This window comes from Megasphaera sueciensis, assembly GCF_050219315.1.
GTDB classification, from domain to species: domain Bacteria; phylum Bacillota; class Negativicutes; order Veillonellales; family Megasphaeraceae; genus Megasphaera_A; species Megasphaera_A sueciensis.
Window position 1 is genome coordinate 1761585 of record NZ_CP116939.1, and the last position, 15534, is coordinate 1777118.

The 15534-nt window shown below is 40.7% G+C and carries 12 protein-coding genes; 4 read left to right on the forward strand and 8 right to left on the reverse strand.

The window, feature by feature from the left end; translation table 11 throughout:
• Positions 1 to 8: 8 nt before the first annotated feature.
• From NXG62_RS08480 to NXG62_RS08490, 3 genes are read left to right on the forward strand one after another with little or no spacing between them, the layout of a single operon-like run.
• Positions 9 to 1556 carry an ABC transporter substrate-binding protein gene (locus NXG62_RS08480; RefSeq protein ID WP_322351529.1) on the forward strand — a complete coding sequence of 516 codons (1548 nt, stop codon included), beginning with the start codon at positions 9 to 11 and terminating at the stop codon, positions 1554 to 1556.
• 16 nt (positions 1557 to 1572) lie between these two features.
• On the forward strand, positions 1573 to 2337 hold the full coding sequence (locus tag NXG62_RS08485; RefSeq protein ID WP_427112008.1) for an ATP-binding cassette domain-containing protein: 765 nt from the start codon (positions 1573 to 1575) through the stop codon (positions 2335 to 2337).
• 1 nt (position 2338) lies between these two features.
• The gene (locus NXG62_RS08490; RefSeq protein ID WP_427112009.1) at positions 2339 to 3079 is read left to right on the forward strand and encodes an ABC transporter ATP-binding protein; all 741 of its coding nucleotides are present in this window, start codon (positions 2339 to 2341) and stop codon (positions 3077 to 3079) included.
• A 159-nt stretch (positions 3080 to 3238) separates the two neighbouring features.
• Here the strand turns inward: NXG62_RS08490 and NXG62_RS08495 are convergent, their stop codons facing one another.
• The 3 genes from NXG62_RS08495 to NXG62_RS08505 are packed head-to-tail and all read right to left on the reverse strand — an operon-like array spanning position 3239 to position 5172.
• A complete protein-coding gene (locus NXG62_RS08495; protein ID WP_427112010.1) occupies positions 3239 to 3676 on the reverse strand; it encodes a Fur family transcriptional regulator in 438 nt (145 codons plus the stop codon).
• A 4-nt stretch (positions 3677 to 3680) separates the two neighbouring features.
• A complete protein-coding gene (locus NXG62_RS08500; RefSeq protein ID WP_427112011.1) occupies positions 3681 to 4502 on the reverse strand; it encodes a metal ABC transporter permease in 822 nt (273 codons plus the stop codon).
• The gene (locus NXG62_RS08505) at positions 4495 to 5172 is read right to left on the reverse strand and encodes a metal ABC transporter ATP-binding protein (RefSeq protein WP_427112012.1); all 678 of its coding nucleotides are present in this window, start codon (positions 5170 to 5172) and stop codon (positions 4495 to 4497) included. The genes NXG62_RS08500 and NXG62_RS08505 overlap by 8 nt, the downstream gene beginning before the upstream one ends.
• Positions 5173 to 5288: 116 nt before the next feature.
• Between NXG62_RS08505 and NXG62_RS08510 the strand changes: the two genes are divergently transcribed.
• Positions 5289 to 6230, forward strand: coding sequence for a metal ABC transporter solute-binding protein, Zn/Mn family (locus NXG62_RS08510; RefSeq protein WP_427112013.1), 942 nt, complete (start codon positions 5289 to 5291; stop codon positions 6228 to 6230).
• Here NXG62_RS08510 and NXG62_RS08515 read toward each other — a convergent pair.
• From NXG62_RS08515 to NXG62_RS08535, 5 genes are all read right to left on the reverse strand, one after another.
• Positions 6221 to 9331: an efflux RND transporter permease subunit gene (locus tag NXG62_RS08515; protein WP_427112014.1), complete on the reverse strand. Its 3111-nt coding sequence runs from the start codon at positions 9329 to 9331 to the stop codon at positions 6221 to 6223. The two genes, NXG62_RS08510 and NXG62_RS08515, sit on opposite strands and share 10 nt — an antisense overlap.
• A gap of 49 nt (positions 9332 to 9380) precedes the next feature.
• On the reverse strand, positions 9381 to 12506 hold the full coding sequence (locus NXG62_RS08520) for an efflux RND transporter permease subunit (protein ID WP_427112015.1): 3126 nt from the start codon (positions 12504 to 12506) through the stop codon (positions 9381 to 9383).
• A gap of 19 nt (positions 12507 to 12525) precedes the next feature.
• Complete coding sequence (locus tag NXG62_RS08525) at positions 12526 to 13686, reverse strand: efflux RND transporter periplasmic adaptor subunit (protein ID WP_427112016.1); 1161 nt, start codon at positions 13684 to 13686, stop codon at positions 12526 to 12528.
• 254 nt (positions 13687 to 13940) lie between these two features.
• Entirely contained in the window at positions 13941 to 14225 is a 285-nt protein-coding gene (locus tag NXG62_RS08530) for a 4Fe-4S dicluster domain-containing protein (RefSeq protein WP_091649686.1), read from the reverse strand.
• Position 14226: 1 nt separating this feature from the next.
• Positions 14227 to 15519 (reverse strand): FAD-dependent oxidoreductase, encoded by a 1293-nt coding sequence (locus NXG62_RS08535; RefSeq protein ID WP_427112017.1) that lies wholly within the window; start codon positions 15517 to 15519, stop codon positions 14227 to 14229.
• Between the last annotated feature and the right edge of the window lie 15 nt (positions 15520 to 15534).

Sequence of the window (15534 nt, forward strand, 5' to 3'; positions counted from 1 at the left end):
GTATTTATATGAACAAAAAAGCTATCTTTTTTACTGCCGCATTAGGAATTATGTTACTTCTATCTGGTTGCAGCCAAAATAATTCTGCGGCAACTTCCCACCACAGTGAAAAAATATTTCACTACGGCACTATGGCATATGGAACAGCTATGCAGGATGCCGGAACAAATCCTCATGATACATATTGCGGCTGGAGTACTGTCCGATATGGCATTGGTGAAACATTATTCCGTTTCAACAAAGAAATGAAAATTGAACCCTGGTTAGCCGAATCTGCTAACCAACTAGATGATTATACGGTCAAAATTACCCTGCGCAATGATATCATGTTTTCTAACGGCAAAAAAGTAACCGGGGATGATGTAAAAGCATGTTTGGAAGATTTATTGAAAAAAAACGATCGTGCTCCGCATGATTTGAAAATCAAAGAGATTATCGCAGACGGACAAACGGTAACCATTCAATCTTCTGAAAAAGTACCTGCTTTACTTCATTATCTGGCTGATCCCTACGCGGCAATCATTGACATGACAGCGGGAGAAAAAGACCGCATTGTCGTGGGTACGGGACCTTACGTCGCAGAAAAAGTAACAGACACAGAAATTGATTTAAAGAAAAACACTCATTATTGGGGAAAAGTGCAGCCAAAATTAGATAAGATTATTGTCCGCAGCATTACAGACGGGGATGCACTTTCAATGGCGATGCAAAGCGGGGAACTAGACGCTGCACAGGGTCTCCCTTATGCCAGTTTATCAAATTTCCAAGATACCAATAAATATAAAATCAGTTCTGCAGCGACCTCCCGTGTATATCAAGCACTCATAAATTACAGAACCCCGGTTCTTCAAAATGCCAACGTCCGCAAAGCTATTGCCATGGCAATTAATAAAGACCAATTTGTATCTGTACTATTAAATGGAAATGGCGTACCCGCCACCGGCGCCTTTCCTGACAATATGCCCTTCGGACGAGAGCTTAAGGCTGCACCGTATGATCCGGAAGCAGCACACCGTCTGTTAACACAAGCCGGTTACACAGAATGCGATGCTGACGGTTATGTATTAAAAAACGGGAAACCGCTGACACTGCGCTGGCTTACCTACACTTCCCGGCAGGAATTGCCTCTTCTCGCGGAATATGCACAATCAGCCTTAAAAGAAATTGGTATTAAGTTAGAGGTAAATGCTACCGATAATTATAAGGACTTCCTGAAACGGAACGAATTCGATATATATGCCAAGGCCATTGTCACTGCTCCCACAGGAGATCCGGAATATTATTTTACCTCTAATGTCATGTCTGATTCACCTTATAATAACGGAGCATATAATAATCCGGATGTAGACCACCTCTGTGATCAGCTGCGCAATACATTTAACACTAACAAGAGAAATGAATTAGCAGTCCAGATTCAGCAACATATTCTTGATGATAACGCGATTATTTACACCGCATTTTTAAAAATGTCTTTTGTTATGAAAAAAAATGTAACTGGATTAGAAGCACATCCCTCAGACTACTATGAAATAACTCCTGAATTAGATATAAAATAAGGAAGTATACCTAACAATGTCTACCATATTATCATTTCAAAACGTAACTGTCACTGATGGAAATAGAGTCTTATTAGATGCGCTCCGGTTTACTGTCTGTAAAGGAGAAATCCTTGTTATTGTCGGCGAGTCAGGAAGCGGCAAAACAACACTGCTAAAAGCTGCCAGCGGTATGATTTCACCTCCACTGCAGCTACTCGGTAAAGTTTGTTACAAGGGACGTGCATTGCAGCCATCCGACTGGCAAAAAGTATACGGGTATGAATTATCGATACTGTTTCAAGATGCATTATCTTCTTTTTGTCCCGTACAAACCATCCAAACTCAATTATGGGACGCCGTACGCCTTACAGGGAACATGAGTCATTCGGAATTTACGGGAATTGTAAAAGAACGTGCCGTAATGCTAGGACTTCCCGAGGAAAGTCTACACAAGTATCCGATTACGTTTTCCGGCGGCATGATTCAAAGAGCGGAACTTTTATTCCCCCTTATTATGCCTCCTCATCTGCTGCTGGCAGATGAACCAACATCGGCTGTTGACAGTTTAACACAACAAAAAATCGCGGATGCACTACTGCGTCTGCGCCGTTATCACCAAACGGCGATTATCTTTGTTACACATGATATCCGTTTGGCTCGTTATATGGCAGACACACTGCTTGTTCTCAAGCAAGGTCATCTGATCGAATACGGCAAAGCCAGCAATGTGATCAAAAATCCGCAGCAACCGTATACAAAAGAGCTGTTGTTCTTGGCCGGAATACGAAAGGACTGCTAATATGCTGCTCACTGTTAAAAATTTAACAAAAACGTATTATCAATATAAACCGATACAAGCGTTAGATCACATTTCTTTCCAGATAGATGCCGGAGAAATAATTGCTGTAATCGGTGAAAGCGGTTCAGGAAAAAGCACTTTAGCCCAATGTTTATGCCGTTTTATAAATAGCGACGAGGGCGAAATCCTTTTTGATGGACAAGATATCACTCATATTTCTGAACAACACTGCAAAAAAATATATAGCCAGATGCAAATGGTTTTTCAAAATCCAATAGCATCTTTTCATCCACGCAAAACCTTGCGAAAAAGTATCATGGCAGGACCTCAAAATTTTCATATTCATATGAATCAATCAGCATGGTATCAACTTGTCGAAGAAGTACAACTGAATACTTCTTTTTTAGACCGTTACCCCCATCAAATCAGTGGAGGAGAATGCCAACGAGCAGCATTACTGCGGGCATTATGCATTAATCCAAAACTTCTTGTTTGTGACGAAGTAACCAGTGCGCTCGATGTAAGCACACAAGGAAAAATTGCAGACCTGATCAAAAACATATGCTGCAACCATCACATTGCATGTCTTTTTATTACACATGATCTTTGTCTGGCCCGCTGGATCAGTACTAAAACGATGGTGCTGCATAATGGCAGACTAATTGAAAAGGGTTCCACAGAACAAATTTTTATAAATCCGCAGAAAGACTACACAAAAAAATTATTATCTTCACGTATATGATATACGATTTTTTTAACTGCCACACATTATATATATTGCGGCAAAACACAATATATATCTCTCCCCTATCATACATCACGCGCAGCGAAGAACTATTCGCTGCGCGTGATGTATGATAGGTACAAAAAAATAAAAACTTACAAGAAATGGCTTATACCGCTATTTCATGATCTTTCTGCATTCTGGACAATACCCATAAATTTCAAGATGATGCCCGACAATTTGAAAATCTGTTTTCGCTGCAATCTGCTTTTCCAGATCAGACAAAGGACACGGTGAAATATCAACAGTCTTATGACAGCGCAAGCAAATCAAGTGGTGTGTATGCCCTACATGGCATACAGAAAAAACATTTTTCTGCGTACCGGGAAAAAAAGATTTTTCCACAAGACCTTTTTCAACAAAAAGTTCCAAAACGCGATATATTGTAGAAAAATTCACAGTTTCTCCCTGTTGGACGACCGTTTGATAAATTTCTTCTGCCGACAATATTCCATCATGCGTTAACAAAATTTCCCATACCAAATTACGGGGCCGCGTACTTTTAATCCCATGTTGATGCAAATATTCACGATGATCCTCTAACGAACATACCATATTTTCACACCCTTTCTATATCAGCATGATGTCCAGTTAACCGGACTTGTTGAAACGCCATAACCATCATCAAAAGAAGAACAGAAACAATCGCCGTTACCCCGCCAGGCGCCGCATCTATCCAATAAGAAACAAAAAGTCCTGCAAGAATATCAATAAAGCTAAACAGTACCGATAACTGCAATGTTCTTCGGAATCCCCGCTGCAACTGCAGTGCTGTCGCTACGGGCAAAGCAATTAATGAACTAATAACTAAAATTCCAACAATTCGAATAGAAACAGAAATTGTTGCCGCTACAAGTACCGCAAATACATAGTTAATAATCTGGCTTTTTACTCCGGCAATTTTTGCTCCATCTTCATCAAAGGTCAGAAAAACCAATTGAGGATACAGCCGCAAAATAAGAAAAATAGAAATAATGCTGAGAATAAAAACAGACCAGACATCTTCGCGCGAAACAGTAAGTATACTTCCAAACAGAAAAGATTCCACATTTGCATGAACCAAACCGGAACTGATAATTGTAATAGCAATCCCCACCGATAAAGACAATACAATTACTAAAATAAGTTCGGCGTAGCGACGAAATCGTCGACGCAACGCTTCTATTAATACGCCAAAAAAAGAGGTAAGACAAAAAGCGCTAAGAATCGGATTTATATTCAATAGTAGTCCCACAGCTACTCCAGCTAAAGAAGCATGTGCCAAAGAATCACCAATCATGGAATATCGCCGCAGCACTAAAAACATTCCAATCAAGGGACATACCACAGATATTAATAAAGCTACAATAAAAGCATTTTGTATAAACGCATATTCAAACATAAGCTTCACTTCCTGTATTTTCGGATACATATTCACGGATGTATTCTTCCGGTGAGCAAAGATGACCACTGCCGCCGGCAACATGATACATCTGCTTGGAATTTCGAATAGCGGCACGCAGATTATGTTCCACTGTAATAATGGTGATACCGTGTTTTTGATTAAGGCTCTTCAAGAATGGATATAACTCGCTTTGACTCTTTACATCAATCCCGGTCGACGGTTCATCAAGAATAATAAGATCGGGGTGCCCCATAAGAGCTCTTGCAATAAAAACTTTTTGGCATTGTCCGCCGGAAAGGGTTCCGATAAGAGATTCTTCGTATCCTTTCATTCCCATCAACTCCAAATAATGGTTAATGCAATCTTTATCCTTAATATGCAGTACCTTCCGATAGCAATTCAGGACCTCCCGAACGGTAATAGGAAATTGACTGTTCAACGATTCAAAACGCTGTGGTACATAAGCGGTCCGCGTAAAATCATTGCGCAAAGCTCCTTTCACCGGTTTCAAAAGTCCTAGCAGCAATTTTACAAATGTGCTCTTACCACTGCCATTTTCACCGACAATAGAAATATAATCCCCATTTTTTATTATAAGATTCAAGTCCCGGAGAAGATACGGACTTCCGGTTTCATAGGCATAATATACATGTTCCAACAAAATCATGGTATGTTCTCCCTCCCCATGCATAAATCTTTATTTTCTTGACATCTTGCGTAACATATTATATCCTATTTTAAAGTGCAAATGCAAGTTATTCGCATTTAGAGAGAAGGGATTGCTTGAAACGCATAGTCTATGCTTTACTATTTATTTTTTCTCTGTTTCTATTAACTTCCTGTACACTAGAAAAGGCTCCCTTTTCGGAAGCCCCTTCAAATAACCCAAAATTACAAGTTGTCGTTTCATTTAATGCCATGCGCGAATTAGCACAAGCCATAGGCGGAAATAAAATAGAAATTAAAACCATCATCCCCGACGGTGTAGAGCCGCACGATTTTGAACCTAAAGCATCCGATGTAACAGCACTTTCCAATGCCTCTGTTTTTATTATCAATGGGTTTGGTATGGAACAAGCATGGGCGGAAAAAGCAATTAAAACCGCAGGAAACAAAAACTTGCTGTTCGTCATCGCCTCAAATGGCGCCACCCCCATTTATGATACTGCCTCTTCCGCTTTTTGGAATAACCAATCTCAGCGTCACGACATAGATCCACATATCTGGCTTAGTCTACAGGGTGCCAAACGGGAAGCCAAGAATATCCATAACGCGTTTATAAAAGCAGATCCGTCAAATAAGGCCTACTACGATGCGAACTATGATGAATTTGCTGCCAAACTAGATCATTTGTATACCGACTATAAGACAAAATTTGACCAAAGTCCGAACAAGGTATTTGTTACTGGTCACGCTGCTTTTTCTTATATGGCTCGTGATTTTGGACTGCAGCAAAATAGCCTGGAAAATGTTTTTGCCTCTGGTGAACCAAGTGCCCGCCGCCTAAAAGAACTTGCTGATTTTTGCTTAAATCATCATATCTCAACAATTTTTGTAGAAGATATGGAAAGTCCCAAAATTTCCCAAACACTGGCACACGAAGTAGGTGCTAACGTAGAAGGTATTTATACATTGGAAAGTTCTGATAGCAACAAAACCTATCTACAAACACAAGAGGAAAATTTAGAAAAAATATATCAAAGTCTATCGCCAGATCATTTATAACGTCTTACTACGTTTTCAACAACGACAAATAATATAGGTATAAGAAATATTCCTATGGCAGTGGCCGCCAACATCCCCCCGACAACAGCTGTTCCCATGGAGGTACGTGCCCCCGCACCTGCCCCAGACGCCAGCATAAGAGGCAGACAACCGATAATAAAAGCCAATGAAGTCATAATAATCGGGCGTAACCTCAGCTGAGCCGCTTCCATAGCAGCTTGTTCTAATTTCATGCCTTGATCTACTCGTACTTTTGCAAATTCTACGATTAAGATAGCATTTTTAGCTGCCAGACCAATTAACATAATCAACCCAATTTGCATATAAATACTATTTTCCTGTCCCGTAAGATATTGGAACAAAAATGCACCAAAAACCCCTGAGGGAATAGCCAATAATACAGCAAATGGCACACTCCAGCTTTCATATAAAGCCGCCAGACAGAGAAACGCGAACAAAAGCGCCATCCCAAACACAATCGGAGTTCGTCCTGCCGACTGTTGTTCTTCCCTACTTTGACCAGTCCATTCATAAGTATATCCATCCGGCAACGTTTCTTTTGCAACTTCGGACAATGCCTCCATGGCTTGTCCTGAACTGTAGCCACCGGCTTGTGTACCGCTTATTTTAGCTGCTTGTACGCCATTAAATCGAGTAATAACGGCCGGTGCCAGCACTTTTTTCATTGTAACCAAGGTGTTAAGAGGTATCATATCCCCATTAGCACTTTTGACAAATAAGTAGCGCAGGGCATCAGTATTACTTCTATACGGACTTTCCGCTTGAACGATAACTTTGTAGTTCCGTCCAAATCTCGTAAAATCATTCACTTCATCAGCACCTAAAAAAACTTGCAAGGTGGAAAAAATATCATCTACCGATACTCCCAAAATTTCTGCTTTCTGACGATCTACATCAAAGCGATAACTAGGTGTTGATGTACTGAAATTAGAGGATACCGCTCCAATTTCCTTGCGTTTTTTGGCTTGTTCAACAAATTGTGTCGCTACTTTATCTAAATCCGTAAGCGTTCCCCCATTGCGATCTTCTATCATAAGCGAAAATCCACCGACTGAACCCAATCCAGGCAGCGCCGGTGGATTAAATACTGTCACATTTCCTTCCAAAAAAGAAGACGCATCGGCTAATGTATCTTGTATTTCCGATTTGACTTGTAATGAAGGAGAAGTTCGCTCCGACCATGGGGCTAATGCTACAAAAAGTTCTCCCGTATTGGTTTTGGAAGACCCTGTCAAAAGGTCCGTTCCCGCTAAGGTCATAACTTGTGTAACTCCCGGCTGTTTTTGGATTTTTTCTGAAATGGCATCCATTGCATGAATCGTCCGAGTCAAACTGGCTCCCTCCGGCAGTGTGACTCCCACCATATAATATCCTTGATCTTCTTCTGGTACCAGGGAACTGGGAACAACTTGATAGAGTAATCCGGTTACAATCAAGATACCCGCTAAAAACAGCATACACCGTTTTGCTCTGGGAATTAAATATTGTATTTCTTTGCCATAGCGAATCGTAATCATTCTCAAATGTTCATTAAAGGATTTAAAAAAACGCTTCAATAGACTCTTTTTCTCTGATTCACGATCCGGTTTCAAGATAAGTGCACAAAGTGCCGGTGTAAGTGATAATGCCACAAATGCCGATAATCCCATAGAAACGGCAATCGTCAAGGCAAATTGTTTATACAGCACCCCCATGATGCCTCCAAAAAATGCTACAGGCAAAAATACCGAAGCCAAGACAAACGCGATCGCAATAACGGGGCCAGACACTTCTTGCATGGCTTGCACCGTTGCCTCCCGCGGACTCATATGATCCTCCTTGATATGTCGTTCAACAGCTTCAATAACTACAATGGCATCATCCACTACCAATCCAATTGCCAATACCATGGCAAATAATGTCAGTGTATTGATTGTAAACCCTAAAAATGTAAAAGCTGTAAATGTACCAATCAATGATACCGGTACTGCCAAAAGAGGAATAAGCGTAGCTCTCCAGCTTTGTAAAAATAGATATACTACTAAAACAACAAGTACCAGCGCTTCTAAAAATGTCCGGCATACTTCGAGAATAGATTCATAAATAAAATTAGTATTATCAATGGTAACGGCATAATCCATGTCCGCAGGGAATTTATCCTTGGCATTCGTTAGTAATGCTTTTATTTTCCCAATTGTATCTAATGAATTGGCATCGCTGTTTAATTTAATAGAAAATCCAGCACTGGCATGTCCATTTTGTTTAGAATCATAAATATAATCCCGGCTTCCCATTTCAACCTTGGCAATATCTTTTAATCGTATTGCTGCACCGGTATCCTTCGCCGTAATAATAATATTTCCGAATTCTTTTGCATTAATGAGTCGTCCTTGCACACGCACCGTATATTCAAATGGCTGTTTTGTTTCTGTTGGCATCTTTCCCAGAGAACCTGCAGGTGCCTGCACATTTTGACTTTCAATCGCCGAAACCACTTCACTTGTCGATACACCCAACTTCGCCATTTTCTCCGGCTGAAGCCATACCCGCATGCTGTAATCCGCTCCAAATGCGGACACTTCACCGACACCTTTAATACGCTTAATATCATCGAGCAAATAGAGAGTTCCGTAATTTTCTAAAAATTTAGCATCATACGTATTATTTGGGGAATACAAGGTAAATGTCAGTGCACTATCATCTGATGATTTCGTTGTCGAAATCCCCTGTGACTGTACCGAATCAGGCAAAGAAGCCTTAACTTCTGATACGCGGTTCTGTGTTTGAACAGAGTCCATGTCTGAATTTGTCCCAGTTTCAAATTGTACATTCAGCGTATAAAACCCCGTATCCGTACTCGTAGATGTCATAGACTCCATACCATCTACCCCATTGACTTGTTCTTCTATTACTTGCGCTACGGTGTCATTAATAACCTCGGCATTAGCACCTTGGTATTTAGTGCTGACAGAAATTGTAGGAGGGGAAATATTAGGATATTGCGCCACCGACAACCCCGCTGCTGATACAATTCCCAAAAGTACGATAATGATAGACACTACAATAGCAAAAATAGGTCGATTAATAAAAAATTTAGCCATGTTGTCTTTTAGCTCTCCCTTTTACGTAACTACGTAATAATGACAAATATCATAATTTATGCCAAAAATGGAATTTTCCAGTTTTCTTTTCAATTGCCACAAACAGAGTAGGAATAAGAAAAATTCCGATTGCTGTTGCCGCAAGCATGCCGCCTACGACAGCCGTTCCCATAGAAGTACGTGCTCCCGCTCCTGCCCCGCTCGCAAACATTAAAGGCAAACAGCCAATAATAAATGTCAAAGAAGTCATAATAATAGGCCGCACTCGTAACTGTGCCGCTTCTACCGCAGCTTGGGATGCAACCATTCCCTGATCTACACGTATTTTAGCAAATTCTACAATGAGGATTGCATTTTTGGCAGCCAAACCGACAAGCATAATCAATCCAATTTGCATGTATATGCTGTCCTCCAACCCCCGCAGATATTGAAAGAAAAAAGCTCCGAATATACCCGCCGGTATAGCTAATAAAACGGCAAAAGGAACACTCCAGCTCTCATATAAAGCAGCTAAACAAAGAAAGGCAAACAGGAATGCAAGCCCAAATAAAATAGGTGCTTTAGATGAAGACTTTTGCTCTTCCCGGCTTTGTCCAGCCCATTCATACGTATACCCTTCCGGCAGCGTCTGAGCTGCAACTTCTTCTAAGGCTTTCATTGCCTGCCCGGAACTGTATCCGGGTGCCTGGCTTCCATTGATTCGTGCTGCCTTTACTCCGTTGAAGCGACTGATTACGGATGGTGCATATACCTTCTTAGGTGTAATCAATGTATTGAGCGGCACCATATCACCACTTGCATTTTTCACATGTAAATACTGTAAAGCACTCACATCTCCGCGAAACATGCCGTCCGCTTGGACAGCAACCTTATAGTTACGCCCAAACAGTGTGAAATCATTGACCTCATTGCCTCCCAGAAAAACTTGCAGCGTAGAGAATATATCGCTGATAGATACACCTAATACTTTGGCCTTATCTCTGTCTATGTTATATTCATATCCCGGAGTACTCGCTTTAAAGTTAGAGGAAATCCGGCCAATCTCCGGTCTTTTCTGAGCCGCTGCGATAAACTGCTGCGATACGGCATCTAAATTATTCAGTGTTCCGCCAGCCCGGTCTTCCAACATGAGTGAAAAACCGCCAACAGCACCCAATCCTGGCAAAGCTGGTGGATTGAGGGCCAGTAAGGTACCCTCTTGCAAATGTTTTCCGCTCATCATTGTTTTTCCTATCTCGGATTGGACACTCAAATCACTGTTTTTTCGTTCTTCCCATGGATGGAGCGAAACAAACACCGCTCCGGCACTGGATTTATTACCTCCCCCCAATAAATCCATTCCTGTCAAAGACATAACTTGGGCGACTCCCGGTTGTTGTTGTATCATCTTTGAAACTTTTTCTACAGCTTCCTTCGTGCGTCCCAAACCGGAGGCTTCCGGTAAATTTATCGCAACAATATACCGTCCTTGATCCTCTTCCGGTATAAAGGTAGTCGGGACTAATTTATATAAAACTCCGCTGAAAATAACTAAAAATACCAGAAAGCAAATACTCAATTTAGTCTTCAACATAGATTGGCGCAGACATACCCCATATTTTTCTATATATGCTGTAAGCTTACCATTAAATTTTTTAAAAAAGCGACCAAATACACTCTCTTCAGAAATCGGCTGATACGGCCGAAGAAGTTTTGCACATAAAGCAGGCGTCAAGGATAATGCGACTAATGCTGACAATGCCATAGAAATAACAATAGTCAAAGCAAACTGGCGATATAAAATTCCTGTCATACCCTGGAAAAATGCAACCGGTAAAAACACCGAGGCCAACACACAAGCAATGGCCACAATAGGGCCAGATACCTCATTCATAGCCAAACAGGTAGCATCATGGGGATTTAAACAATCATACCGCATATGATGCTCTACCGCTTCTATGACAACGATAGCATCATCCACTACTAACCCAATCGATAAAACCAGTGCAAACAATGTCAGCGTATTGATATTAAATCGTAAGATAATAAATGCCGCAAATGTTCCAATAAGCGATACCGGTATAGCCAGCAACGGTATTAAAGTAGCCCGCCAATTCTGTAAAAACAGAAAAACGATCAATACAACTAACAATAACGCTTCCACAAAAGTCTTACTCACTTCCAACATGGATTCCCGAATAAATTTTGTATTATCAACAGATACAATATAATCCATATCCGGCGGAAAATCTTTTTTTGCATTTTCCAAATACTTTTTTACCTCATTAATAGACTGCAGCGTATTTGCCTTGCTATTTAAGAGAATCGCAAAGCCAGCACTTTCATTGCCATTCTGTTCGGTAATATTAGTATAGTTTTCACTCCCCATTTCAATTTTTGCAATATCTTTTAAATAAACGATGGAACCATCTGCTTTTGCCAAAACAATTAATTTACCAAATTGAGCCGCATCAGACAACCGTCCCTTTATACGCGTCGTAAATTGAAGTGCCTGTTTGTCATCCGTCGGTCGGGTTCCTAAAGCACCTATCGGTGCCTCTAAATTTTGTTTTTTTATAGCCAATACTACGTCACTAGTAGATACTCCTAATTTTGCCATTTTATCCGGTTGGAGCCATACACGTATACTATAATCAGCACCAAAAGCATTGACATCGCCAATTCCATCAATCCGTTTCAATCCATCAACTAAATATAGACTGCCGTAATTTTTCAAAAATTTTGCATCATAGGTATGATTCGGAGAATATAATTGAAAAACAAAGGCCATGTCCTCTGATGAATTTCTGCTGGCAATACCCTTTTCCTGTACTGTGGTAGGCAAAGAAGGATTTGCCGACGATACTCGATCTTGGACTTGTACCGCTGCCACATTGGGATCTTTGCCCGCTTCAAATTGGATCCGCAGTTTATACGACCCGTCATCAGCTACCGTTCCCGTCATATTATCCATTCCGTCAACACCATTTACCTCTTGTTCTATTACCTGTGCCACAGAATCATTGACAACCTCAGCATTAGCACCCTGATAAGATGTGCTAATGGAAACAGTCGGTGGTGTTATTTTAGGATATTGCGCAATAGACAAATTCAAAATAGATACGATTCCCAAAAGGACAATAATAACGGACAGTACAATAGCAAAAACAGGACGTTCAATAAAAAATTTAGCCATCTTTACGCCTCACTTCGGTTTACGTATTACTGAAGTCATCTGCAGCAACAAATGTAGGTTCTACCAAACTGCCATCCTTAATTTTATCCACACCATCCACGACAACCGATTCTCCCGCTTTTACTCCATCATCAATAATAACCATATTACCCACTTTAGGCCCTAATTTTACTTTTCTCGTTTCAATTGTATTATCTGTCTTAATAATATATATAAAAGAGCTATCCAGTAAATCTTTTACCGATTGCTGAGGCACTAATACGGCATTCTGGCGTATCTCTCCTGTTGCAATGATTTTAGCAAACATCCCTGGTACCAAGAAGTGCTGTGGATTATCAAATACAGCTTTTATCGTCAATGTCCCCGTATCGCTGCCGATTCCTTTATCAATTGCATCAATTTTCCCACGCAGTGGATATTCGCTGCCATTACTTAAAATTAACTTTAAATTACTTTTAAAATCTTCCGGCAAGGAAGCCTGACCATTTTGCGCTAAGGTAATATATTCATTTTCGCTGATGGTATACTGTACCCATATCGGATCCAAAGAAGATACGGTCGCCAACGTCGATGACCCAGCTGAAACATATTGTCCTACGCTTAAATCATTCACATCAATCCGACCATCTACGGGAGATAAAATCAACGTATCTTGTTCATCTTCCATTGCTTCATTAAGCGACGCTTGATCCGAATCTACCGTAGCCTGATCTTCTTCCGCTTGCGCTTCATACGAATCTACCGTTTGCTGTGCTATTCCTTGAACTTGCGCTAACATCTTATACCGCTCTAAATCTCTCTGCGTACTCCGTAAAGCTGCGGTATCTTTTGACAGAGTTCCCCGAGCGGCATTAATTTTAGATTGATATTGCTTATCGTCAATTTGAAAAAGAGGCTGTCCCTTATAAACAACATCCCCGCCTTTAACCATCTTATTTATGATATTTCCCGATATTTTAGACATAATGGAGATTTCATTTTTAGACGCTACTTTTCCTACAAATTCATAAGTCACCGGAGTGTCCTTCGCCTCTACCTTCATGGCTTTCACTTCTACTGCCTGCGGCTCTTTAGGTATGTAAGAATGAAACAGTATCCCTGACTTAGCTATTCCTATGCCGACTGCCATAATAAATATCATAATTCCAAAACATACTTTTCTGGATGGCTTTTTTAACATAATATTCCCCCTGTATGTGATGTATTCATCACAGCATTATGTATAAATATATAACGATTTGCTTACATCTGCTGTTATTATACGTAGTTAATATATCCGTAGTCAATATACTGCAATTATGTTACGTTATTGTTACGCTATTATCACATTTTTGTGACAATAGCTATAAAAAAAGAAGAACTCGGCAATAACGTTCCCGAGTTCTTCTTTTTTTATTTTGACACACAGTCCCATCACATCTACTGAAATTTTTTTTATCCCTGATGAAATTCTACGCCATATCCAGATTCCGGATATTCCCAGCTTTTAATAACTTTTCCATGCGACAATACACGACAAGTCCCACATTCCAAACACCCTTCGTGACTGAAAACAAGTTTCCCGTTTTCGTATTTGTATAATTCAGCCGGACAAGCTTTTACAATACGCATAATTTCTTTTTCATCAGTAAAATCCTCATTAATGATGATATGGGATTTTTCCTCATTTGTAGTAAATTTGAGAGTCCCCAATTTATCATCAATGCTCATTTTTGCCATATTAGAACGCCTCCAATGCTTTAGAACCAAGATCAACCAAACCTGCTAACCCGCCATTTTTAGCCAGAACCATCATAGCAATCATCGGAATCGCCATCGGTGTTCTGCCATCAACAGTAAGCAGTTCAGATGCAAATTCATCTGCCATTTTAGGAATATCATTAAATACCGCATGACATTCAAGCAAACTTGGGAAGTTCTGGTACATCTTCAATTCTTTCAGTACAAAGCTATCTTCAAGCAAGGTTTTGTAATAAGCAAGTCCACCGGCAGAAAAATCTTCTTTTGCTTTTGCCTTGATAACGGCTTCAGCCGCCAATCGGCCGGATTCAATAGCAAAATCCATACCACGGACAGTGTAACCAAGGTTGATAACAAAAGCAGCTGCGTCTCCAACTACAAGAACGCCGTCTTTAACCAATTCCGGCACCATCTTATATCCGCCTTCCGTTACCAAATGCGCAGAATATTCTTGCAATTTGCCGCCAGCAATCAAGGGCTTGATTACAGGATGATTCTTAACACGTTCTACCATATCTGGCACACTAGTATCAACTCGTCCGATATCACTTATAGTTGTTACTATTCCAAGAGAAATGCTATCTGTATTGGTATATAAGAAAGCACCGCCAAGGTTGCCGCAAGTTGGATCACCCGCCATCATCATAGCGGTCCCTTCTCCGTCAGAAACTCCGAATCGTTCATTAATCACCTGTGGATCCAAAGCGATAACTTCCTTAACACCCACCGCCACTTGCGTCGGATCAAGTTCTTCTTTCATTCCCAATTTCTGAGCCAGAAGAGAGTTAACCCCATCAGCTAAAATAACCACATCACCAAATACTTCTTCCCCACCACAGGAAATACCAACGGCTTGTCCATCCTTTACAAGGATATCATCTACAAGAAGCCCCGTAGCAACCATAGCACCAGCTTCTTCAGCCTTATCGGCCAACCATTTATCAAATTTGGCACGAAGTACAGAATAGGAGGCACAAGGTTGTGCTCCTAATTTTCCTGAACTGTATTCAATCGTCATAGCTGTTTCTTCCGTCATTAGAGCAATGCGTTCTTTGACGATTTTACGTTCTATAGGAGCTTCTTCTGCAAAATTCGGAATCAGCTTTTCTAAGCTATGACCATAAAGGCGGCCGCCGCTGGAATTCTTAGCGCCGCAAAATTTGCCACGCTCTACAACCATAACATCCAGACCCGCCTGGGCCATTGCATAGGCCGCAGATAATCCTGCCAAGCCGCCACCTACGACAATGGCATCAAACTTTTCTTCACTCATAGTCTTATCCTCCTT

What these genes read in the sequence shown, in the direction of transcription:
- NXG62_RS08505 (WP_427112012.1), bottom strand. Translation starts at nt 5,172, where the DNA reads ATGATTTTGTTGGAACATGTATATTATGCCTATGAAACCGGAAGTCCG.
- NXG62_RS08520 (WP_427112015.1), bottom strand. Translation starts at nt 12,506, where the DNA reads ATGGCTAAATTTTTTATTGAACGTCCTGTTTTTGCTATTGTACTGTCC.
- NXG62_RS08485 (WP_427112008.1), top strand. Translation starts at nt 1,573, where the DNA reads ATGTCTACCATATTATCATTTCAAAACGTAACTGTCACTGATGGAAAT.
- NXG62_RS08495 (WP_427112010.1), bottom strand. Translation starts at nt 3,676, where the DNA reads ATGGTATGTTCGTTAGAGGATCATCGTGAATATTTGCATCAACATGGG.
- NXG62_RS08530 (WP_091649686.1), bottom strand. Translation starts at nt 14,225, where the DNA reads ATGGCAAAAATGAGCATTGATGATAAATTGGGGACTCTCAAATTTACT.
- NXG62_RS08480 (WP_322351529.1), top strand. Translation starts at nt 9, where the DNA reads ATGAACAAAAAAGCTATCTTTTTTACTGCCGCATTAGGAATTATGTTA.
- NXG62_RS08490 (WP_427112009.1), top strand. Translation starts at nt 2,339, where the DNA reads ATGCTGCTCACTGTTAAAAATTTAACAAAAACGTATTATCAATATAAA.
- NXG62_RS08500 (WP_427112011.1), bottom strand. Translation starts at nt 4,502, where the DNA reads ATGTTTGAATATGCGTTTATACAAAATGCTTTTATTGTAGCTTTATTA.
- NXG62_RS08535 (WP_427112017.1), bottom strand. Translation starts at nt 15,519, where the DNA reads ATGAGTGAAGAAAAGTTTGATGCCATTGTCGTAGGTGGCGGCTTGGCA.
- NXG62_RS08515 (WP_427112014.1), bottom strand. Translation starts at nt 9,331, where the DNA reads ATGGCTAAATTTTTTATTAATCGACCTATTTTTGCTATTGTAGTGTCT.
- NXG62_RS08525 (WP_427112016.1), bottom strand. Translation starts at nt 13,686, where the DNA reads ATGTTAAAAAAGCCATCCAGAAAAGTATGTTTTGGAATTATGATATTT.